Here is a 21,543-nt window from a genome sequence, read left to right as displayed (position 1 = left end):
GGCAGGCTCCTGACCGCCTTGGCCCCGTGCCCCCGCCGTGCCCCCTCCATCGGGGAACCACGGTCGCCGACGGGCAGCGGGAACGGCGACGGCCTCTGACCGTTCTTGGTGGTCAGAGGCCGTTTGCTGCGGAGGCGGTGGGATTTGAACCCACGGTGAGGGGTTACCTCACGACGGTTTTCAAGACCAGCACGCTTGGCAGCCTCGGAACCCGGTGACCTGGGCGGATGACGGTATCGGGGCCCGTCGCCATCGCCTTGGCCCACACATGGCCCACTCCGGCCACCGCGGCGTGCTCGACCAGGGGGCACCGACGCTGCGGTGATGACGACCCTACGTCCGTATGCTGAGTCCCATCTCGGTCCCCGCGTCGCGGGGTTGGCCCCCCTGTAAGGGGTGCCCCTACATGTTCCCCGCTGCAGCGGGGCTCAGTTGTCCAGGCACTAGAACATGGCCCATGGGCGGCAACCCTGTGAGGTGCGCTCCATGGGCCACTCTTGCAGAGCAACGACCACGTCACTATGCAACCCTGTTAGGGGATGCACCTACCGAAAAATGCACAGGGCAACGAGATTCGCTTCCGGAGACTGTCGCGGCTAGCGTAGCCCTCGACGCTCCGAACCACCCCTGATTCCAAGGGGGTTGGGGCAAACCGACGAAGGCTGGGTCAGCGGTTCCCTCGCCAAGGATCGCCGCCAACCCAGCCTTCAACTCCCCGCAGCGGAAGTCTTGATCGCCAACCACAAGGAGGGCACCTATGGTAAACGCCGCCGAATATGTCCGCGAGAGCCGTTCAAACGGGCCGGATCCATGGCAGGCACTGAGCACGCTGGGCGCCGCAGGGATCGGGGCCTCGCCGACCGTCGATGCCTGGATTCGTGTCACCATCCTGGTCACCGTCATCATCGTGGTGATCAGCCCGCTGCTTCGGCGGCTGCGGGTGGCGTAACGCCGTCGATGCCAGTGCGCGGGGGCCATCCCGCACACTCGTGACGCCCGGTGTGCGGTGCGGCTTGGGCCGCCCCGCGCATCGCGTGGTGCGTCTGTCTGATCGGAGAGATCACGATCCTCGCGTGATCCGTAGCGATCAAGATCGAAGTCATTCGAACATCACCACGTCCGCATGGAGTCGGCGATGTCCAATACCGTCATGCCCAGCGACCTCACTGGCCCGAGTGATCCCTTCTCGCGGCTCTCCGTGGCGGCTCGTGCCGTATGGGGCAAGTACGACCGCAAGACTGTCAGTTGGTTGTCGCTGCGGCAGCACATGGCGGACAGTGCCGCCGTCGCCGGGCGGCTGTGGGAAGCCTGGGTACCGGATCATGTGCGGCGGACCGTCGCCGAGGCGCTTCCCGAAGGTGAGGCGGACGCGCGCCGGCTTCTCGTGTGGCTGGCGGCTGCGCACGATATCGGCAAGTCGACACCGGCGTTCTGCTGCCAGGTCGATGAGCTGGCCGAGTCGATGCGCGACGCAGGACTGGACATGCCCTACCGGAAGGCCTTCGGGGACGACCGCCGGCTGGCGCCGCACGGGTTGGCCGGGCATCTGCTGGTGCAGGAATGGCTGGCGGAGCGGCATGGCTGGACCGGGCGGAGTTCCGGGCAGTTCGCCGCCGTGATCGGTGGGCATCACGGCGTGCCGCCCTCGCACGACCAGATCCATCAACTGCGGCTGCGTCCGGATCTCCTCCGCACTCCCGGTCCCAGCGAACAGACCTGGCGCAGCGTGCAGTTCGAGCTGCTCACGGCCTGCGCCCAGGCGGCCGGTGTCGAGGACCGGCTCGCGGAGTGGAGGTCGGTCCGGCTGCCCCAGCCGGTACAGGTGATGCTGAGTGCCCTGGTGATCCTCTCGGACTGGATAGCCAGCTCCGCCGAGTTGTTCCCGTACGGGGCTCCAGCGCCCGGCCGGCTTGAGGCGGCGTGGCGGGGCCTGGATCTGCCCGCGCCGTGGGCGCCCGAGGAACCGAACGGCACGGCTGCGGAGTTGCTTGCGGCGCGGTTCAGGCTGCCCGATGGCGCCGCTGTCCGGCCGGTGCAGGAGGAGGCGGTGCGGGCGGCCCGGTCGATGCCGGCCGATGGGCTGCTGATCGTTGAGGCGCCGATGGGCGAGGGCAAGACCGAGGCGGCTCTCATGGCCGCCGAGATCCTCGCCGCACGGACCGGAGCCGGTGGGCTCCTGCTGGCGTTGCCAACCCGGGCGACCGGAGACGCCATGTTCACCCGGCTCCTGAAGTGGCTGGATCATCTGCCAGCCGACGAGAGGCCCGATCGGCGGCGTTCGCTCTTCCTCGCCCATGCCAAGGCGGTTCTGAACGAGGACTGGGCGGGTCTGGTCCGTGCCTCCTACCGCACCATCGCGGCCGTCGAGTTGGACGGTTCGGGGGAGGTGAGCCGACCGGGGGCAGGTGAGCGTTCTCATCCCGCAGTGCTGGAGGCACACCAGTGGCTGCGCGGCCGGAAGAAGGGGCTGCTGGCGTCCTTCGCGGTCGGCACGATCGACCAGGTGCTATTCGCCGCCTTGAAGAGCAGGCACTTGGCACTTCGGCATCTCGCGCTCGCGGGCAAGGTCGTCGTCATCGACGAGGTGCACGCGTACGACGCCTACATGAACACCTACCTGGAGCGGGTGCTGCACTGGCTCGGGGCGTACCGGGTGCCGGTGGTACTGCTGTCCGCCACCCTTCCGGCCGCCCGGCGTCAGGCCCTCGCGACGGCGTACTCCGGCGCGGCCGTGGACATCGCGCAGCCGCCGGACGCCTATCCACTTCTGACGGCGGTGGCTCGGGACAGGCCGCCGCAGACCACCCGGCCGGAGGCGTCCGGGCGACGTGCCGCCATCCGTCTCGAACGGCTCGACGACGGCTTGGAGACTCTGGTCAACCGACTGGCGACAGAACTCGCGGACGGCGGGTGCGCGTTGGTGGTCCGCAACACGGTGGACCGAGTGCAGGAGGCGGCAGAGCGGCTGCGTGAGCGTTTCGGTGCGGAGAACGTCACCGTGGCGCACTCGCGTTTCCTGGCCGCCGACCGGGCCCGCAGGGACGCAGAGTTGCGCGAGCGTTTCGGCCCGGACCGTCAACGGCGTCCCGGGCGGCACATCGTGGTCGCGAGCCAGGTGATCGAGCAGTCCCTGGACGTGGACTTCGACCTACTGGTCACGGACTTGGCGCCGGTGGACCTGATGCTGCAACGCATGGGGCGGCTGCATCGCCACGAGCGCTCCCGGCCCGCCCGCCTGACCGAACCGCTGTGTCTGGTGACCGGCGTCGACTGGAGCGACGACCCGCCCGAACCCATCCGGGGGTCGATAGGCGTGTACGAGGGCACGTATACGCTGCTGCGCGCCCTGGCCGTGCTTCGGCCGCACCTCGACGGCCGCCCGGTGTGTTTGCCGGAGGACATCAGCCCGCTGGTGCAGGCGGCGTACGGCACAGACCTCGTGGGCCCGGAGGAATGGCAGCCCGCGCTGGAGGAGAGCCGACTCGCCCATTCGGAGCTGATCTCCCGGAAGCGGGAGCGGGCGGAGGTGTTCCGGCTAGGGCCGGTTCGCGGTACCGGGAGATCGGTGGTCGGCTGGCTCGACGCGGGCGTCGGAAATGCCGACGACGCCCGGGCGGGGAGGGCGCAGGTCCGGGACGCGGAGGAGAGCGTGGAGGTACTGGTGGTCCAGCGCCGCGCGGACGGCGTCCTGACCACCGTTCCCTGGCTGGACCGGGGCCGTGGCGGGCTGGAGTTGCCGGAGGACTTCCCGCCGCCCCGCCGCGCAGCCGAAGCCGTTGCCGCCAGCGCGCTGACGCTGCCGTGGCAGTTCAGCAAGCCGTGGGCGATCGACCGGACCATCGCGGAGCTGGAGCGGTTCTGCGTGCAGGGGTGGCAGTCCAAGGAGTGTCCGTGGCTGGCCGGGGAGTTGGTTCTCGTTCTGGACGAGGATTGTCAGACCCGGCTGTCAGGCTACGACCTCACCTACAGCGAAACCGATGGGCTGCTGGTCAGGCCCGCCGGTGCGCGAGACGCGAGAGTGGTGGATCTGGTGCCCGCCTTCGACCTAGTGTCGCAGCCGTGGATTCCCGTGCAGTTCCAGGACGGTACGACGGGGGAGCTGTCACTGCGGGATGTCTTCGTCCGGGCCGGTGACGTGCGCCGGCTGGTCGGGGATGTCCCGACGCAGGAGTTCGCCCTGCTCCGGCTGCTGCTGGCCGTGCTGCACGACGCACTCGGCGGCCCCGAGGACCTGGACGCGTGGGAAGAACTGTGGCAGTCGAAGGAGCCGTTCGCCGACGTACCCGCCTACCTCGACCGTCACCGGGACCGCTTCGACCTGCTGCACCCCGAGCGTCCCTTCTACCAGGTCGCCGGACTGCACACGGAGCGGAACGAGGTGGCCGGGCTCAACCGCATCGTGGCCGATGTGCCCAACGGGGAGGCGTTCTTCTCGATGCGACAACCGGGCGTGGAGCGGCTCGGCTTCGCCGAGGCGGCCCGCTGGCTGGTGCACACGCAGGCCTTCGACCCGTCGGGGATCAAGTCCGGCGCGGTCGGTGACCCGCGGGTCAAGGGCGGCAAGGGCTATCCGCTGGGGGTCGCCTGGGCGGGGAACCTCGGCGGTGTCTTCGCCGACGGTGACACTCTGCGGGACACACTGCTGCTCAACCTGATCACCCGGGACAGTGGCGTCCTGCGGGACCGGGAGCCCGGTGAGGGCGAGGATCTGCCGTCCTGGCGGCGGGAGCCGCCAGGACCCGGCCCGTCCGTGGAGCCGGGCGCACCGGAGGGTCCGCGGCCCTCGGGTATCTGCGACCTCTACACCTGGCAGTCACGGCGCCTGCTACTGCACCATGACGGGAGTGCGGTCACCGGCGTGGTGCTCGGCTACGGCGACCCCCTGCCCGCGCTGAACAAGCACACCATCGAGCCCATGACCGCCTGGCGGCGCAGCCCGGCCCAGGAGAAGAAGCTCCGCCAGTCCCCGGTCTACCTGCCTCGTCAGCATGATCCGAGCCGGGCGGCATGGCGCGGGCTGGAGAGCCTGCTTCCGAGCGCCGCGTTGGGCGGCGCGCAGGGCCCGGCCCGTAGCGGCGAGCCCGCCGCGGAGCTGCCGCCCGGGGTGCTGCGCTGGCTGGCGTTCCTCACCGGCGACGACGGCGTTCTCCCGCCGCGCGGCGTGCTGCGGACCCGAACTATCGGGGCCGTCTACGGCACACAGCAGTCCGTGATCGACGAGGTCGTGGACGATGCGATCGCGCTACCGGTGATCCTGCTGGATGCCGAGCACCCGGCGTACCGTGGCAGGGCCTTGGCCGCCGTCCGTGAAGCCGATGGCGCCGTCCGGGCGCTGGGCCATCTCGCCGGAAACCTCGCGCGTGCCGCCGGCTGTGATCCCGGCACCCCCACCGCCGCCGCTCGGGACCAGGGCTTCGGCGCCCTCGACGGCCCATTCCGTCAGTGGCTCGCCGGCCTCGGCGAGAGCCCGTCCCCCGAAGCGGCGCACGAAGAGTGGCGTGCCACCGCCCGACGGCTCGTCACCAGACTCGGCCGGAGGCTGCTGAACGGGGCTGGCCCCGCCACCTGGGAGGGCCGCTTCGTGGAGACCCGTGAAGGCGGCACGCAGTGGATCGACATCGGCCAAGCCGAACTCTGGTTCCACAACAGTCTCAACAAGATCCTGCCTGTGCCGGCCTCTGCTGGAGGCAGACAACAACCGCCCGGCCCCCTCGATGACGGCGAAGGCCAGAGCCCCGGCACCGACGACACTCCGGAGTCCCCCGCATGACGACCGTTCCGGCGCAGGCCGGCCCTGCCGAGCCGCGCTTCCCCTCTCCGTACTGGCGGTCCAGCCCCCTGCGCACCGCCGCATCCCGATACATCCATGGCCTCTGGGCCGGCTACCGGAAGGACCGGCCCTACGCCGTCGCCACCCTCGCCCGCCTGCGGCGCGGGATCGGACACCCCGTCGAGGCCGATCCGGACCTGTGGGGACTGATCGGCATGGAGGAGTTCCTGGACGACGCGCAACGCCTGCCCGACGCGCCCGAACCGAACCCCTGGCTCAGGCCCAGCACCCTGGAGCGCGCCGAGACCGCCCTGCATCTGGCCATCACGCTCTGGGCTCTGCACCAGCAGTCCCACCGGGACGCCCCCATGCACGTTCCCAGGTATGGCTTCGGGCGCTCGGTGCGCTTCCTCATGGACAAGAAGAAGGGCAGCGGTTCCGGGAATGCCTCGGGAGACGCCCGGCCCGGCGAGGGAACGCCCGCTCCGCGGAAGGCTGAGAAAGAACTGGACGAGCCGCTCAGGAAGCGCTTCGTCAGGACCGCGGCAGCGTCCTCGTTCGATGAACTGTCCCAACGACTACGGGAGATGGTGCTCCTGCTCCGCGCGGCCTCGGTGCCGCTGGACTACGGACTGCTGGCCGACCAGTTGCTGCGCTGGCAGGAGCCGGAAGGCCGGGCGCTCGTCCACCGCTTCTGGGGACGTGATTTCCACCTCGCGGCTTCCCGCCGCGTCTCCAGCGGCGGGGGCGAGGCGGACGGGGCCGGGGACGCCGGTCAGCTCCCGCCCGACGCCGATGGGTCCCCCGACCTTAACCCCACAGCCGACTGAGACGGCTTCCCAGCGCCCCCGCAGCCCGGCGGGGCCGCCTCAGCCGCCGCGCAGAAACGCCCCGACCGCACCCTCCGCACGCTCTCACCTGCTCAATCACCGACCCGTAGCCCACAGTGAAGGAACCGCGACCCGTGACGCGAACCATCCTCGACATCCACATCCTCCAAACCGTCCCCCCCAGCAACATCAACCGGGATGACACGGGATCTCCAAAATCCGCCCTGTACGGCGGGGTTCGCCGGGCCCGCGTCTCCAGCCAGGCATGGAAGCGGGCGACACGGAAGGGCTTCAGAGAGCTCCTCAACCCGGCGGACCTCGGAGTCCGTACCAAAAAGCTGGCCGACGAGCTGGCCAGGCGCATCTCCACCCGCGAACCTGGCATGGCCAAGGCCGCAGCCTGGGAGCTGGCGAAGGAAACGCTCCAGACGGCGACCGGCTCCAAGTTCGAGGTGCCCAAGCGCAAGAAGAAGGACGGCGCGGAGACACCGGACGCCGATGAGAACGCTCCGGAGTCCTCATACCTCATCTTCCTCAGCAGCAGGCAGCTCGACGGGCTCGCCGACTTGGCCCTCGAAGGAACGAAGGGCACCGACGACCTCAAGGCACTCCAGGCGTTCTACAAGGCGAAGGAGAACAAGGCGCGCGCCAAGTCCCTGGTGAACACGCGCCACTCCGTCGACATCGCCCTCTTCGGCCGCATGGTCGCCGACGCCACCGATCTCAACGTCGATGCCGCCACGCAGGTCGCGCACGCCCTGAGCGTGCACGCCGTGGACAACGAGTCGGACTACTACACGGCAGTGGACGACAAGAACACCGACGCGGAGAAGGGCGCTGGGATGATCGGCGTCGTCGACTTCAACTCGGCCACCCTCTACCGCTACGCCGCGCTGGACGTAGACCGGCTGCGGGTCAACCTCGGCGCGGGTCTCCAGGAGGACGAGTCCCCCGACGCGCCGACCCGGCGAGCCGTCGAGGCGTTCGTGGAGAGCTTCATCACCTCACTGCCCACCGGGAAGATCAACACCTTCGCCAACAACACCCTGCCGGACGCGGTGATCGTCAAACTGCGCAGCCGATGGCCGGTCAGCTTCGTCGCCGCATTCGAGAAGCCGGTGGCCCGGGAGCCGGAAACCGGTGGTTTTCTGCGCCCGAGTTGCCAGCGCCTGGCAGAGTACGTGCCGACGCTGGAGGAACAGTACGGCATCGCCTCCGACGAGGGCAGTTGGGTGCTGCGCGTCGGCGCGGCCACCGAGGCCCTCGCCGGGCTCGGCACCGAAGTCGGCCTGCCGGGCCTCATCGACGCGGTGGGCACGGCGGTGGCCGACAGGCTTGCCGCGGGGGCGGCGTGACGAGCGTGCTACTGCTGCGGCTGGCCGGACCGTTGCAGGCCTGGGGTTCCGCCGCCCGCTTCGCCCGCCGCACCACGGAGAACGCGCCGACCAAGAGCGGAGTGCTGGGCCTCCTCGCGGCTGCCCAGGGGCGGGAGCGCGACGCCGACCTGGCCGACCTCGCCGCGCTGCGCTTCGGGGTCCGCATCGATCAACCGGGCACTCGTATTCGCGACTTCCACACCGCCCACCACGCGGACTCCGGGAAGGCGATGCCCCTGTCGGAACGGTTCTATCTGGCCGACGCCGTCTTCGTGGCCGGTGTCGAGGGCGACTCCGCACTGATCGGGCAGTTGCACGACGCCGTCCAGGCACCGGCTTTCCTGCCCTACCTCGGACGCCGCTCCTGCCCGCCGGCGGCACCACTCGACCTGGGCGTCCACCGCGACAAGGGCCTGCTGCAGGCACTGCGCGAGGTGACGTGGCAGGCCGGCGACTGGCACCGCGAGGAAGTCGGCTCCCACGTCGCTCTCGACATCCTCGTCGACTGCCCGCCCGGGGAACAGCCGCACGCCACGATCCGCGACACGCCGCTCAGCTTCGACCCCCGGCACCGTCGCTACGCCCTGCGGGGCCTGCTCACCACACAGGTCACACCTCCCGAGGAGGGACCCGGGAGGCCCCGGCCCCCGCACCACGACCCGACCGCCGCGTTGAGGACCACCTGATGTACCTGACGAAGTTCCGAGTCAACGTCCAGCGACAGGAGGCACGGCGACTGCTCTCCTCGCCGCACCGGCTGCACGGCGCGGTGAACGCCGCGTTCCCCCAGCCGCCGGAGCCCGGCGGCAACGCGGCCCGCCTGCTGTGGCGCCTGGACCGCAACTCCCCGTCCGAGGTGGTGCTGTTCCTGGTCAGCCCGACCCGGCCCGACCTCACCCACCTCGTCCAGCAGGCCGGCTGGCCCGCCGCCACGGACGTTCCCGGCTGGCAGACCTACCCCTACGGGCAGTTCCTCAACTCCCTTGCCGTCGGCAGTACCTGGGGATTCCGGCTCACCGCGAATCCCGTGCACAGCATTCGCCGGAAGGAGGGGGAGCCGACCAAGCGCACGGCGCACATCACGCCGCGGCACCAGGCCCGATGGCTACTGGAGCGGCAGGAGCGGTGCGGATTCGAGATCCTGCCCAAGCCCGAGGACCGCCGCCTGCTGCCCATCGGCGATGAGTACCAGCTGATCGTCCGCGACTACCGCCCGATGCGGTTCGCCAAAGCGGGTGGCGAGCAACCACTCAACGTCACCCTCACAACGGTCACCTATGACGGGCGCCTGCGCGTCACGGACCCCGAACGCCTGCGCCGGACGCTCACCGCCGGCCTGGGCAAGGCGAAGGCATACGGCTGCGGCCTGATGACCCTGGCGCCGGTGGGGTAACCCGTGGGCCACGTCAGTCAGCGCGGTGCCTCCTCCCCGCGTGAACTCGCCAGGGTCGGCGACCGCCTCTCCTTCGTGTACCCGGAGCGCTGCACCGTCCACCGGGACGACAACGCCATCACCGCCGAGGACGCCGACGGCGTCACCCACATCCCGTCCGCCACCATCGGCACCCTGCTGCTGGGCCCGGGCACCCGCATCACCCACCAGGCGATGAGCGTGCTCGGCGAATGCGGCGCCGGAGTCGCCTGGGTCGGGGAACACGGCGTGCGCTACTACGCCGGCGGGCGGGCACTGACCCGCTCCTCAGGCCTGGTCGAGGCACAGGCCACACTCTGGGCCAACCGCCGCACTCGCCTGGAAGTCGCCCGCGCCATGTACCGGCTGCGCTTCCCCGACGAGGACCCGGCCGGCCGCACCCGCCAGGAACTCCTCAGCGCCGAGGGACACCGGCTCAAGGACTGCTACCGCCGCGAATCCGCCCGCACCGGTGTGCCCTGGCGCCGCCGGGAATACCACCCCGGCGACTTCTCCGCCGGAGACGCACCCAACCAGGGCATCACCGCGGCTGCCCAGTGCATGTACGGCATCGCGCACGCGGTCGTCGTCGCCCTCGGCTGCTCCCCAGGGCTGGGCTTCGTCCACTCCGGTCACGAGCGTTCCTTCGTGATGGACATCGCGGACCTGTACAAGACCGACGTCGCCATCCCAGCCGCATTCGACGCGGCGGCGGAAGGCGACGAGGATGTCGCGGCCCGCACCCGCCGCGCCCTGCGCGACCGGATCAACCGGACCGGCCTGCTCGACCGCTGCGTCCAGGACATCAGGACTCTCCTGCGCTACGACGGCACCCGTGACACAGCCGAATCCGACGACCGCGTCACCGTCCAGTCCGACGGCGGCACGCACCTGGCCGCCGGCCACAACCACGCGACGGGCACGTTCCCCGACGAGGTCATCTGGTGACCGTCATCATCCTCACCAACTGCCCAGCCGGACTCCGAGGCTTCCTCACCCGCTGGCTCCTGGAGATCTCCCCCGGCGTCTTCCTGGGCGCGCCCAGTGCCCGCGTCCGCGACATCCTGTGGGAAGAGGTCCGCCAATACGCCGGCCAGGGCCGAGCCCTGCTCGCCTACCAGACCAACAACGAGCAGGGCTACACCTTCCGAACCCACGACCACGCCTGGCACCCCACCGACCACGAGGGGCTCACTCTCATCCACCGCCCCAAACGCCAGCTCCCCGGCCGTACCCAGCGGGGACTGGCGGACGGTCAGCGGACGCAGGGGTGGAGCAAGGCAGCGAAGCGGAGAAAGTTCGGCGGCAGATGACCGACCACCGAGAGGCAATTATCGTAGTTAGACCAGCTTCAGCCGGTATGGAAGCAATGCGAATGCTTGGCAAAGTAAGTAAAAACAACTCCCCCCGCAGCTAAACCCACAGGTCAGCCACTCCGCTCCCCGCACCCGCGGGGCTGTTCCCAGCCGGCCGAGGGGCGGGCCCCCGAGCCCGTCCCGCTCCCCGCACCCGCGGGGCTGTTCCCGGCCATCTCGGCGTAGGACGCGAGGTTCCAGCCCGCTCCCCGCACCCGCGGGGCTGTTCCCGCCGGCGCGGAGCACATGCTCGTCAGCATGCTCCGCTCCCCGCACCCGCGGGGCTGTTCCCCGCTCAGGAATCCCTGCCGCCCGTGAACGGGTCCGCTCCCCGCACCCGCGGGGCTGTTCCCGTCCGCACCGAGGAGGTGATGGCGGTGCGGATCCGCTCCCCGCACCCGCGGGGCTGTTCCCTGGAACGTGACATCGCCACCGTCGCCACCGGTCCGCTCCCCGCACCCGCGGGGCTGTTCCCGGTCCCGTGGCGCCCTTCATGTTCTTGCCGTGCCGCTCCCCGCACCCGCGGGGCTGTTCCCTGGCCCAGGTGCGGTGGCTGCGCGAGCAAGGGCCGCTCCCCGCACCCGCGGGGCTGTTCCCCGCCCCGGCGTGAACCGGGCCGCCACCTCCGGCCGCTCCCCGCACCCGCGGGGCTGTTCCCCGGACCAGCCCGGACTCCATAGGAAACGAGCCCCGCTCCCCGCACCCGCGGGGCTGTTCCCGGGACCTGCTGACGGACGCGTCCGCCGGGATGCCGCTCCCCGCACCCGCGGGGCTGTTCCCAGCATGAAAAAGCCCCGCTTCGGTGGGGCACTCCGCTCCCCGCACCCGCGGGGCTGTTCCCGCTTCGACGTCCAGTTCTTCGAGTCGAGGTAGCCGCTCCCCGCACCCGCGGGGCTGTTCCCGGAAGGTCCCGGCGGAGCTCCTGCGCTGGCAGCTGCTCCCCGCACCCACGGGGCTGTTCCCTTTCCGCCTTCGGTGTAGCGGGCGCCCCAGCGCTGCTCCCCGCACCCGCGGGGCTGTTCCCTGACCATCTACGACCTGGTCGACGCCGACAAGCTGCTCCCCGCACCCGCGGGGCTGTTCCCAGCCCGAGGTTCTACCGTTACAGGCAGTAAGACTGCTCCCCGCACCCGCGGGGCTGTTCCCGGCTGCGGCGCCACCACCGCCTTCTTCTTGGGCTGCTCCCCGCACCCGCGGGGCTGTTCCCGCCTCTTCCGCCGCTTCGTTGTTGCGGGAGCCCTGCTCCCCGCACCCGCGGGGCTGTTCCCCTTCAAGGATGTGACTCCTCATGACCAGCCCCCTGCTCCCCGCACCCGCGGGGCTGTTCCCACCTCGGCGGCCGGGGTGAGTTCGGCGTGCTGCTGCTCCCCGCACCCGCGGGGCTGTTCCCCGCCCAGCCTCGGCCCGGACGTCGAAACCTACCTGCTCCCCGCACCCGCGGGGCTGTTCCCGCTGCCGTCCGGTACCACGGCGTGGACGGACACCGCTCCCCGCACCCGCGGGGCCGTTCCCTGCGACCCACCGATCGCATCACCACCGATCCGCTGCTCCCCGCACCCGCGGGGGTCTGCCGTCGTCGAGGATGCTGAGGAGCAGTTCGTCGGTGTTCTCCCCGCGCGAGCGGGGGTCTGCCGTGTGGAGCGCGTCTCGGATCACCACGGACTCGTTCTCCCCGTGCGAGCTGGGGTGGAGCGGCACGCGCGAAACGCTCCAGCACGTTGCCAACCGTTCCCCGCCGGGCGGGGATGAACCGCTCTCTCTGCCCCGCACTTACGCTCGCCGACACGGAGCCCGGGGCTCAGTTGCGGACCTCTGGGGAACGCTCGTGGTCGAACCGTCCGTGATTGGTTTCCTTCGCAGTGCGGCAGCTGTGGGCGGCTTACGTGGCGGGTCGGCGGCCGTCTGCGGCGCCGTTTTCGTGGCCGCAGGTGAGGTGGTGAGCTGCGGCCGGGTTGGAGGTGGGCCGCCGTTCTGCCGTGGCGGGGTGGTCCGGGTCTGTGTCGCAGTGGTGGCGGGCCGCCGGGTGGCGAGGGTCAGAGCGCAGCTGCTGCCGCGTGAAAGGTACGGGTGCGTGAGCACGGCACGGCCGGTGGGGGCGCATGCCGTGACGCCGTGCCGGGGTGGGTGGCGGGACGGGATTTCGGGAAAAGTGCAGGTCATCGGCGTGTCGCTCTTCCTGGAATGAGCAGAGATTGGTATTGTTGTTCATGTCGGAAGGTCCGGTTGGCCCCGGGCCTCGGCGCGAACCACGCACCCAGTCTCGAAGGAGAGCACTCATGACCACACCGTTCGACAACGACGGCGGAGCCGGGCCCGACGGAACGGTGAGCGGCGACGCGATGCGCTGGGTTCCCGCCCAGCGAACGGAGTCCGCGCTCGCCACCGCCCCTGACGACGCGTGGGCGGGCTTCCAGCCGGTCGACGCCTACTCGCGCGCCGACGCCATCCGCGACGGGGTGCTCGTTCCGGTCCCGGAGGCTGTGGCCCGGGAGGCCGGGCTGCGGGTGCCGGTGGCGCTGACGGCTGCCGCGTACGCGGACTGTGTCGCCTGGAGCGAGGAGGACGACGCCCGCAAGGGGACGTGCCAGGACGAAGCCGGGCGTCTGTGGGACGTGTTGACCATGACCCGCTACGCGATGCGCCGCTCGGGCAGGAGTTCGCGGTGCGTTGTCGAGCTCTACCGGATTCCGCGTCACGGGTCGGGCCGGGCGGCGCGCCGCACGCTGCTGGTGGCCTCGATGGGGCCGGGAGATGCGGGTGAGCCGGTCCTGACGGTGATGCTGCCGGACGAGGACTGAAGCACCTGGCGCCGGGCGGCGGTTGGCCCCGCCCCCCGGCGATCCGCGAACCACGCACGGTCAACAGAGAGAAGGGACACGTGCCATGACGACCACAGTCGCGAAGGCCGCCGCGAAGAAGACAACACCCCGCACGGCAGGCGCCAAAGCGGGAAAGCCCGCGCAGGCCCCGGCCACCGGGCAGCCCGGGACCATCCGCCCCGACATCGGGCGTCTGGAGTATCTGGACCCGCACGCCCTGGTGATCGACCCGTTCAACCACCGCAAGAAGCGCGAGACCGGTGACGCCACGGAGCCCGACGCCAAGCTCGTCGCGAGCGTGCGGGCGTCGGGCGTGCAGGTGCCGCTGCTGGTCCGGCTCCAGCCCGACGGCGCGACGTACGGCGTGGTCTGGGGACAGCGCCGCCTCGGTGCCGCGCTGGTCGTCGCTGCCGAGGCGAAGCAGGAGAAGCGCCCGTACGCACTGGTCCCCTGCCTGGTCCGGGACGATCTCGCCGGGGCCGACGACGAGGCGCTCGTGGCCAGCATGACGGAGAACACCCACCGCCGGGCCGCCGGCGAGCGGGACGACGTCGATGCGCTGACCCAGCTGTCGCTGATGAAGATCAGCGACGCCAAGCGCGCCCGGCACGCGAAGGCCCTGGGCTACCGCCCGGCGGAGATCCGCTCCGCGAACCGGGCGGCCAAGCTCACCGATGAGGAGCTGAGGTCGGCGCTCGCCGCCGAGTTCGACCTGATGGAAGCCGCCGACTACGCCGAAGTGCGGGACGTGCCCGGCGCGCTGGGCCGGTTGACGAAGGCCAGGGCCGACGACCGGAAGGTGATGAAGGGGCGGCGCGGCCACTGGGCACACGCCCTGCAGCTCCTGCGGCAGCAGAAGGCCGACGAGGAGAAGCGGGCCGCTGTCCGGGAGGCGCTGGCCGCCGCGCGGGTGCGGATCGTCGCCTTCCAGTACCACTGGGGGCACAGCGAGACACGGCCGCTGACGGACCTGCGGACCGCCCTGGGCAACGAGATCACCCCCGACCACCACGCGGCCGACTGCCCCGGCCACGCCGCAGCCGTGCACCCCGAGACCATCGAGCCGTTCTACGTGTGCACCGCGTGGCGACGGCACCGGCTCAGCCAGGAAGCGGCGAGGAGCGGCGGGAAGCCCGCCGACCGGGCCGAGGCAGCCGCCGAGCGCAAGCGCGTCATCGCCAACAACAAGGCGTGGCGCGCCGCCCGGGAGGTCCGCTGGACGTTCCTCACCGAGTTGTGCGGTCGCAAGACCGCGTCCGACGCGGCCTGGGCGCTGATCCTGTCCACCGTCACCGGAGGCGGCCACCTCTACGCCCGCTATGTCGGCAGGCGCAGCGCCGACCTGACCGCCCGGTTCCTCGGCGTCCCGAACCCGGCGAACGGCCAGGAGTGGAACCGCACGGTGATCGCCCGTACCGGCAGGGACCGGCGCTGGCGCCCGCTGCTCGCCCAGGTCGCGGCCGTCATGGAGAGCGAGATCATGCACGACCACGCATGGCGGCATCCGTCCGGCGGCGCGGTGCGTGACTGGCTCGCGTTCCTGGCGTCCGAGGGCTACACGCTCAGCGCGATCGAACAGGGGTTGTGCCCCGCTGCCGGGGAGGCGCAGCCCCCGCCCGCACGGGACGACGCCTCCTGATGGACGGCATCGGAACGGCGGCCGTCCGCCGCGAGGGCGGACCTCCCAGACGGGAGGCTGGCCCGGCCGCCGTTCCTGCGAACCACGCGCCCATCCCGGAAGAGGAGACACGCAGAGTCCTCAGCGTAGCGGCTGTCACCGGCCCGGACGCGCCTCCCGACGGGACGGCATATCGAAGATGTTTTCCATGTCGCGGTTCCGGTTGGCCCCGGACCCGCGCGAACCACGCACCCCCACCCACGAAGGAGGGCACCGTCATGTCCGATCGGCTCCGTCTCGTTCCGCCGCCCGATGAGCCGCCCGCTCCCGGGGACTGCCTCTACACCGAGCAGGAGCTGACCGACGCGGCCGGGCTGGCACTGGAGCAGGTCCGGCGGATCGCCGAGGACGCCGGGCGTCCCGTGGGCGACTTCGTCAGGTCCGACCTCTTCGGCCTGCACACCCTGGCGTACATGATCACCCTGCGCCACACCGACACCCGCGTGCACGAGCGCGCGGCCGGGCTGTTCTTCCGCCTGCTGTACCGCACCTCCGCGCACCAGGCCCTGGCCACCAAGGCGCTCGGCCACCTCTACGCGAACGCGGCGCAGGGCGGGACACCGGTGCTCGGCCCGGTGGAGGACTGACCACCCTCCGGGCCGGGGCGCAGGCGGGCGCCTCCGCCCCGGCCCGGCCGGCAACCGCACCCGCGTCCCCTTTCGCGGGGGCTGTCTGTGCTGCACCTGGGAGGGTGGCGAGCACGGCGGTCACCGCCGGAGCGAGGATGCGAACCGGGCCGTCGAGGACGCCCACGATTACGCGTTCCCCGGGTGGCGGACGCTGCCGGTGATCGACCGTGCCGCGCGGCGATCGCTGAGCGGTCTCCTGGCGTCGTACCCGCCCGGCCGGCCCACCGCCGGCGCGCTCTTGCTGTGCGCGCGGCGCCACCGGGACGAACTCCACCTGCCGCCGTGGAGCGGAGCCCCCCGCTACCGCTTGTTCGTCGCACGGCCGGGCAGATCCGCCGGGGCTGGTTCCGCCGCGCCGCCCCCGGGGCCAGCGCCCCTCTTCTGAAACCCTCCGACCGTCCGTCAGGACCTCGTGCCCGCCGTTCGCGGCGGGCACAGCCATGTGCGCGCGGAGATGCCCGATCATGGAGGATGAGCATTCATTCGCGCACGGATTCATCCGCTCGCGAACGAATGCCCATCCCGATTGCCGCCTCGTTGGCTCTGGACGGAGGGCTGCGATGATCCCCGCTGGCCGCACACCGGCCGACTCCGCGCGCGCCGCCCGGCTGATGGGCATCGCGCTGGGCACCTTCCGCAACCGCAAGGCGTGGGAGAAGCTGCCGCCCACCCTCAACCGCCCCGGAGCCCGCCAGCGGATCTGGGACGACGAACAACTCCTCGCCGCCGTCGAAGGCCGCCCTATCCCGCCCCTGCCGGACACCCCGCACCCCGACGACCTTCTCGACATCGAAGAGGCCCGCCTGACCATCCCCGCCGGACAGCGCCCCACCGAGGAGACCTGGCGCAGCTACATCTCCGACGGCACCGGCCCGCGCCCCGACCGCGTCGTGTTCGGCGTACCGCACTTCTACCGCCGGACCATCCCCGCCTGGCTCGCCTCCCGCCCCGGCCGGGGAGCCGGCGGCGGACGGCCCGTGGGAGCCACCGACACCCGCCCCCGGGACCACTCACACGACCCCCGCCACCAGCTCGCCCAGCAGCGCCTGGACCACGTACGGCGCGTCCTCGCCGCAGGCGGGGAAACGCGCGCCGAACGCGTCGCCCGCGAACTGTCCGTCTCCCGCCGCCACGCCGAACGCCTCATCGCCCAAGTCCGCGCCGAACGCTGAAACGGTCAGCCCGCCACCGGCACCTCACCCGAAGCGGACGGCGGCGCCGCCGGGGCCGGTACCTTCCGCTCCGCGACGGGGCGATGGCGCCGGTGGTGCCGTTCGTACGCCCGGATCTCCTTCACGCCGAAGGACACCACCTCGGCCAGCGCGTCGGCCGAGCCGAAGACCTCCACGCCCCGCGCCACCGCCGCCGCCACGGCTTCCCGGGCCGCGTCCAGGCGTTCCACGGCACCGTCGATCTCGTTGAGCGCCGCTGTCTGCTCCTGCTGACGGCGTCTCATCTCCTTGCGCTCGTTCTCCTGCCGCTCGCGGAGCCGGCGCCGCCGTTCCTGCGTATCCCTGTCGTGTCGCGATGCCATACCGCACATGCTGTCGCCGGGCGATCACCCCGGACAACGACGACGGGCCGGTGCGCACCCGCACGGCCCACCGGGCGGCGGTGTCGCGTGCCGCCATCCGGGTAGACGCCAGAACCGGCAGGAACGCCCCGGAACCGAGCAGCCGCTCCCCAAGAGCCCGCAGAGCGCGAACAGCCCGCACGGAAAGACACGGCAAGGCGAGCCGAGCGGACAAGCGGATTTCCTCGGTCCGTTTCGAGGCACACCGTTTGCACTCGGCGCATGATCACGATTGCCGCTTATGATCCGATCCGTGATCAACGGCTCGCACGTTCCGGTCGCGCGGGGTGCCCTCGGCGGCCCTCGTTGATCACCCTGCACCCGATCAGCGCCGGCTCCGGCATCGACTACCTGCTGCGCACCGTCGTCTCCGGCGACGTGCTGCTCGGACGACGCCAGGCAGCCGCGCACTGGTCCACCGGCGGTGACACCCCTGGTGTGTGGCTCGGCGGGGAAGCCGCCCGGCTCGGTCTGCACGGCCGGGTCACGCAGGCAGCGGCCGACGCCCTGTTCAAGGACGGCGCCGACCCGGCGAACGGCAGGCCGCTGGGCAGGTCATGGCCGCGCTACCCGACCGCCGACGAGCACTTCACCGCGCTCCTCGCCGCGGAGCCCTTCGCCTCCCCGGCACGCCGCGAGCAGTTGCGGGAACAGGCCGAGAAGATCGGCAACCGCACCGCCCGCTCCGGCTGGGAGATGGTCTTCTCCCCCGTCAAGAGCTTCTCCGTGCTGTGGGGCACCGCCGACGACGACACCCGGGCCAGGCTGGAGGAGGTCGAGCGCGCCGCCTTCCGCACGGTGTTCGGCCGCCTGGAACGGGAAGCGTGCTGGACCCGCGGCGGCCCGCGCGGTGTGGTGCGGCTGCGCGGGGAGGGGTTGATCGCCGCGGCGTTCGAGCACCGTTCCAGCCGGGCGGGTGATCCGGACTGGCACCGGCATGTGGCGATCTCGGCGAAGGTGCGGACGGCTGACGGCCGGTGGCTGGCGCTGGACGCCCGGGAGCTGCACCGGCTGACCGTTTCCCTCTCCGCGCAGTACACGGCCGAGGTCGAGCGGGGGATGTACGAGGCGTTCGGCGTTCTGGCCGCGCCGCGCATCGACACCGTGCGCGCGGAGAAGCGGCCGGTGCGCGAGTTCCTCGGTGTGCCCGACCGCGCCGTGCGGGCGTTCTCCGCTCGACGCGTCCAGACGGAGAAGCACCTGGCGGCGCTGACCGCCGCGTTCCGCCGGGTGCACGGGCGGGAGCCGTCCCGGGCCGTGGAGTACGAGCTGGCGCAGCGGGCGGCGCTGGCGGCCCGGCCGGACAAGTGCGCGCACGGTGCGGAGGAGGAGCGCCGGCAGTGGCGGGCCCGGGCCAGGAAGCTCGGTGTGCGCCGCCCGCACCGGTGGCTCGCGCACGCCCGGCGTGCTTCCCGGGCCGCCGCCCGGGAGATGACGAGGCGTCCCGTTCCGCTGCCCGAGATCGTCGACCGTGTGCTCGCGGCGCTGGAGGCCGACCGGGAGTCGTGGACCCGGGCGAACGTCGAGGCGGAGGCGTACCGCCGGCTCACCGCAGCCGGCCGGCACCTCAAACCCCGGTGGGAGGAGGCGGTCGGTCTGGTGGTGGAGCAGGTCCTGCACCCGGACCGTTGCGAGCTGATCACCCCGCCCGAGCCGCTGCCCGTTCCCGACCGCTACCTCCGCCGGGACGGCAGCCCGGTCTTCACCCTGCCCGGCGCCGCCCGCTACACGAGCCACTCGCTGAAGGCCAAGGAAGCCGCCCTGGTGGAGGCCGCCGTACGACCCGTGCCCGTCACGCGGCTGACGGTGGAACAGGTCGACGCGGCGCTCGCGGCGGGCGACGAGCGCCGCGGTTTCGCTCCCTCCGCCGAGCAGCGTGCCATCGTGCGTGCCGTCTTCGGCGGGGACACCTGTCTGCGGGCGGTCATCGGCCCGGCCGGGACCGGGAAGACCACGGTGATGGCGCTGGTGCGCGAGGTGGCCCAGGCGTACGGCATCGCTGTCCTCGGCCTGGCCCGGGGGCAGATGCAGGCCGATCTGCTCGCCGAGAGCGCCGGGATCCGTGCCGAGAACGTCGCACGGTGGCGTGTCATGTCCGAGCGGTACGCGCCCGGCGCCCCGCCGTGGAGGCTGCCGCGCGACGCGGTGGTCATCGTGGACGAAGCCGGGCAGGCGGACACCGGCAGTCTGCACGCCGTCCTCGGCCAGGTCCGGGCCGCGGGCGGGCGGATCCTGCTCATCGGTGATCCCGGCCAGCTCGGCGCGGCCGGTCCCGGCGGCGCGCTCGACCTCATCGCCGGTGAGGCGGGCGCGCTGCGGCTGACCGAGGTCCGTCGTTTCCGCGACGCGGACGGTTCGGTCCGGCAGTGGGAGTGCGACGCGGCGGCGGCCCTGGCCCGGGGCGACGGCGACGCCTCGTGGGAGGCGTACCGCAGCCGGGGACGGCTCCACGAAGGCACGCTGAACGACCTGCTGCACCGGGCGTATACGGCGTGGCACCGCGACACCGCCGAAGGGCTCACCAGCATCCTCATCGCGCCCACCAACGCCCTGGCGGCCAAGCTCTCCCACACCGCGCGCACCGCCCGGATCGCCGCCGGAGTCGTCGACGACGCCACGGTCGCACTCGCCGACGGCAACCGCGCCGGAGCCGGCGACCAGATCGTCACCCGCGTCAACGACCGCCGCCTGACCTGCGGCAACCGGCCCCGGCAGTACGTGCGCAACGGGGACGTGTGGACCGTCCTCGCCGTCACCGCCCACGGGGACCTGCGCGTACGGCACGGCCGCACCCGGGGCCGGCTCACCCTCCCCGCCGCCTACTGCCGTACCGGCGCCGAACTCGGCTACGCCCTCACCCACACCCGCGCCCAGGGCGTCACCGTCCACACCGGCCACGCCCTGCTCGTCCCGGGCATGGACCGCAACGCCGCCTACCCGGCCCTCACCCGCGGCGCGCTGGAGAACCACGGCTACCTCGTCTGCCGCGACCACGCCGACCCGGAGACCGGCGGCCCCGCCCCCGACCTGACCGGGCGGCAGCTCTGGGCGGCCATCGTCACCACGGACGGCACCCAGCTCTCCGCCTCCGCCCGCCGGCACGCCGCGTTCGAGGAAGCAGAGGCGCTGCGGACGCACGAGCCCCGCCTGCGGCAGGTCCTCCTCGATATCGCCGCGGCCGACACCGCCGACGCCATCGCCGGACTCCTCGGCCCGAACGCCGCCCGCCACCTGTCGGCCGCCCCGGCCTGGCCCGCGCTGTGCGCCCAGCTCCTCCGGCTCGCGGACGCCGGGATCGACACCGACGCCCTGCTGCGACACACCTACTCCGCGCGCGACTTCTACGCCGCCGACGACGCCGCAGCCCTCCTCCACGCCCGCAACCGCCGGACCCTCGACCGCTCCCCGGACGCCTTCCGTCTCCCCGAGCCGGCGCCACGGCCGCGCACGGCCGTCACCTACACGACCGACCCCGTGGCCGACACCGGCGACATCCTGGCCGCCGTCGGCCTGCGTCTGCCCCGGACCAGGTCTGGCGACCCGCTGCGCTCCTACGCCCACGCGCTCGCCCGCCAGATGACCGAGCGGGCCGCCGTTCTCGCCGAACAGGCGCAGGACGAGGCACGGGCCGGCCGGGGCTGGGCCGCCGCCCACGGCCCCGAGCCCGGCAACCTCACCGACGCCGTGGCCTGGCGCGACCGCCTCGCCGCCGCAGCCGCCTACCGCGACCTCACCGGCTACCGGGGAACGGATCCCACCGGCCCCGCGCCCCCACCCGAGAGGAGCCACGAACGCGGCCTGTGGCGCGCCGCCCAGCGCACCGACGCCGCAGCGTTCACCACCACCGGTTCCCGGCCCTGGCTCGCTGTCCTCGGACCGCGGCCCGAGCCGGGAGACCGCCTGCGCGCGCAGTGGGACCGGGCCGCCCACGCGATCACCGTCTACCGCGGCCTCTGGGGCTTCGGCGCCGAACACACCGCCCTCGGACACCGGCCCACCGAACCCATCCAGGCCGCCGACCACGACACCGCCTCGCTCGCCATCACCCGCTGGCGCCGGACAACCCTGGCCGACCCACCACCCTCCGCTCCCCTCCCGGCCC

The 21,543-nt window shown here is 72.1% G+C and carries 14 protein-coding genes, 1 pseudogene and 1 CRISPR repeat array; of the genes and pseudogenes, 14 read left to right on the top strand and 1 reads right to left on the bottom strand.

All coding sequences use genetic code 11. The features are described 5' to 3' along the window. Nucleotides 1–757 precede the first annotated feature (757 nt). The 13 genes and pseudogenes from ACSNOC_RS21350 to ACSNOC_RS21290 all read left to right on the top strand — a co-directional run bounded on the left by ACSNOC_RS21350 (nt 758) and on the right by ACSNOC_RS21290 (nt 17,040). A complete protein-coding gene (locus ACSNOC_RS21350; RefSeq protein WP_436749137.1) occupies nt 758–949 on the top strand; it encodes a hypothetical protein in 192 nt (63 codons plus the stop codon). A gap of 186 nt (nt 950–1,135) precedes the next feature. Next, nucleotides 1,136–5,770 carry a type I-E CRISPR-associated protein Cse1/CasA gene (casA, locus tag ACSNOC_RS21345; protein WP_436749136.1) on the top strand — a complete coding sequence of 1,545 codons (4,635 nt, stop codon included), beginning with the start codon at nt 1,136–1,138 and terminating at the stop codon, nt 5,768–5,770. Beyond that, nucleotides 5,767–6,600 (top strand): type I-E CRISPR-associated protein Cse2/CasB, encoded by an 834-nt coding sequence (gene casB, locus ACSNOC_RS21340; protein ID WP_436749135.1) that lies wholly within the window; start codon nt 5,767–5,769, stop codon nt 6,598–6,600. The genes casA and casB overlap by 4 nt, the downstream gene beginning before the upstream one ends. A gap of 134 nt (nt 6,601–6,734) precedes the next feature. Next, a complete protein-coding gene (cas7e, locus tag ACSNOC_RS21335) occupies nt 6,735–7,955 on the top strand; it encodes a type I-E CRISPR-associated protein Cas7/Cse4/CasC (protein ID WP_436749134.1) in 1,221 nt (406 codons plus the stop codon). Next, on the top strand, nt 7,952–8,662 hold the full coding sequence (gene cas5e / locus ACSNOC_RS21330) for a type I-E CRISPR-associated protein Cas5/CasD (protein WP_436749133.1): 711 nt from the start codon (nt 7,952–7,954) through the stop codon (nt 8,660–8,662). Before cas7e ends, cas5e begins: the two co-directional genes overlap by 4 nt. After that, nucleotides 8,662–9,369, top strand: coding sequence for a type I-E CRISPR-associated protein Cas6/Cse3/CasE (gene cas6e / locus ACSNOC_RS21325; RefSeq protein ID WP_436749132.1), 708 nt, complete (start codon nt 8,662–8,664; stop codon nt 9,367–9,369). The genes cas5e and cas6e overlap by 1 nt, the downstream gene beginning before the upstream one ends. A gap of 3 nt (nt 9,370–9,372) precedes the next feature. Then, complete coding sequence (gene cas1e, locus ACSNOC_RS21320) at nt 9,373–10,335, top strand: type I-E CRISPR-associated endonuclease Cas1e (protein ID WP_436749131.1); 963 nt, start codon at nt 9,373–9,375, stop codon at nt 10,333–10,335. Continuing rightward, on the top strand, nt 10,332–10,700 hold the full coding sequence (gene cas2e, locus ACSNOC_RS21315; RefSeq protein WP_436749130.1) for a type I-E CRISPR-associated endoribonuclease Cas2e: 369 nt from the start codon (nt 10,332–10,334) through the stop codon (nt 10,698–10,700). The genes cas1e and cas2e overlap by 4 nt, the downstream gene beginning before the upstream one ends. Nucleotides 10,701–10,822: 122 nt before the next feature. Further along, nucleotides 10,823–12,315: direct repeats of the CRISPR family, unit length 29 nt; unit sequence CCGCTCCCCGCACCCGCGGGGCTGTTCCC. Between the two features lie 703 nt (nt 12,316–13,018). Then, nucleotides 13,019–13,540 (top strand): DUF6573 family protein, encoded by a 522-nt coding sequence (locus ACSNOC_RS21310; protein WP_436749129.1) that lies wholly within the window; start codon nt 13,019–13,021, stop codon nt 13,538–13,540. Between the two features lie 85 nt (nt 13,541–13,625). Continuing rightward, complete coding sequence (locus ACSNOC_RS21305; RefSeq protein WP_436749128.1) at nt 13,626–15,200, top strand: ParB/RepB/Spo0J family partition protein; 1,575 nt, start codon at nt 13,626–13,628, stop codon at nt 15,198–15,200. A 257-nt stretch (nt 15,201–15,457) separates the two neighbouring features. Then, nucleotides 15,458–15,826 (top strand): hypothetical protein, encoded by a 369-nt coding sequence (locus tag ACSNOC_RS21300; RefSeq protein ID WP_436749127.1) that lies wholly within the window; start codon nt 15,458–15,460, stop codon nt 15,824–15,826. Between the two features lie 67 nt (nt 15,827–15,893). After that, a pseudogene (locus ACSNOC_RS21295) lies at nt 15,894–16,253 on the top strand (DUF6349 family protein); the annotation flags it as partial. Nucleotides 16,254–16,428: 175 nt separating this feature from the next. Further along, nucleotides 16,429–17,040 (top strand): hypothetical protein, encoded by a 612-nt coding sequence (locus ACSNOC_RS21290; protein WP_436749126.1) that lies wholly within the window; start codon nt 16,429–16,431, stop codon nt 17,038–17,040. A 5-nt stretch (nt 17,041–17,045) separates the two neighbouring features. Here the strand turns inward: ACSNOC_RS21290 and ACSNOC_RS21285 are convergent, their stop codons facing one another. Beyond that, nucleotides 17,046–17,402 carry a hypothetical protein gene (locus tag ACSNOC_RS21285; protein WP_436749125.1) on the bottom strand — a complete coding sequence of 119 codons (357 nt, stop codon included), beginning with the start codon at nt 17,400–17,402 and terminating at the stop codon, nt 17,046–17,048. A 345-nt stretch (nt 17,403–17,747) separates the two neighbouring features. On the opposite strand from ACSNOC_RS21285, the gene mobF reads away from it, so the two are divergent. Further along, a partial coding sequence (gene mobF / locus ACSNOC_RS21280) for a MobF family relaxase (RefSeq protein ID WP_436749124.1) occupies nt 17,748–21,543 on the top strand: 3,796 nt, incomplete at its 3' end.

This window comes from Streptomyces sp. URMC 129 (genome assembly GCF_051386415.1).
Taxonomy (GTDB): Bacteria; Actinomycetota; Actinomycetes; order Streptomycetales; family Streptomycetaceae; genus Streptomyces.
Note: the sequence above shows the minus strand (reverse complement) of the source record. Positions and strands in the feature narration are given on the sequence as shown.

What these genes read in the sequence shown, in the direction of transcription:
- ACSNOC_RS21350 (WP_436749137.1), top strand. Translation starts at nt 758, where the DNA reads ATGGTAAACGCCGCCGAATATGTCCGCGAGAGCCGTTCAAACGGGCCG.
- casA (WP_436749136.1), top strand. Translation starts at nt 1,136, where the DNA reads ATGTCCAATACCGTCATGCCCAGCGACCTCACTGGCCCGAGTGATCCC.
- casB (WP_436749135.1), top strand. Translation starts at nt 5,767, where the DNA reads ATGACGACCGTTCCGGCGCAGGCCGGCCCTGCCGAGCCGCGCTTCCCC.
- cas6e (WP_436749132.1), top strand. Translation starts at nt 8,662, where the DNA reads ATGTACCTGACGAAGTTCCGAGTCAACGTCCAGCGACAGGAGGCACGG.
- ACSNOC_RS21310 (WP_436749129.1), top strand. Translation starts at nt 13,019, where the DNA reads ATGACCACACCGTTCGACAACGACGGCGGAGCCGGGCCCGACGGAACG.
- ACSNOC_RS21305 (WP_436749128.1), top strand. Translation starts at nt 13,626, where the DNA reads ATGACGACCACAGTCGCGAAGGCCGCCGCGAAGAAGACAACACCCCGC.
- ACSNOC_RS21300 (WP_436749127.1), top strand. Translation starts at nt 15,458, where the DNA reads ATGTCCGATCGGCTCCGTCTCGTTCCGCCGCCCGATGAGCCGCCCGCT.
- ACSNOC_RS21290 (WP_436749126.1), top strand. Translation starts at nt 16,429, where the DNA reads ATGATCCCCGCTGGCCGCACACCGGCCGACTCCGCGCGCGCCGCCCGG.
- ACSNOC_RS21285 (WP_436749125.1), bottom strand. Translation starts at nt 17,402, where the DNA reads ATGGCATCGCGACACGACAGGGATACGCAGGAACGGCGGCGCCGGCTC.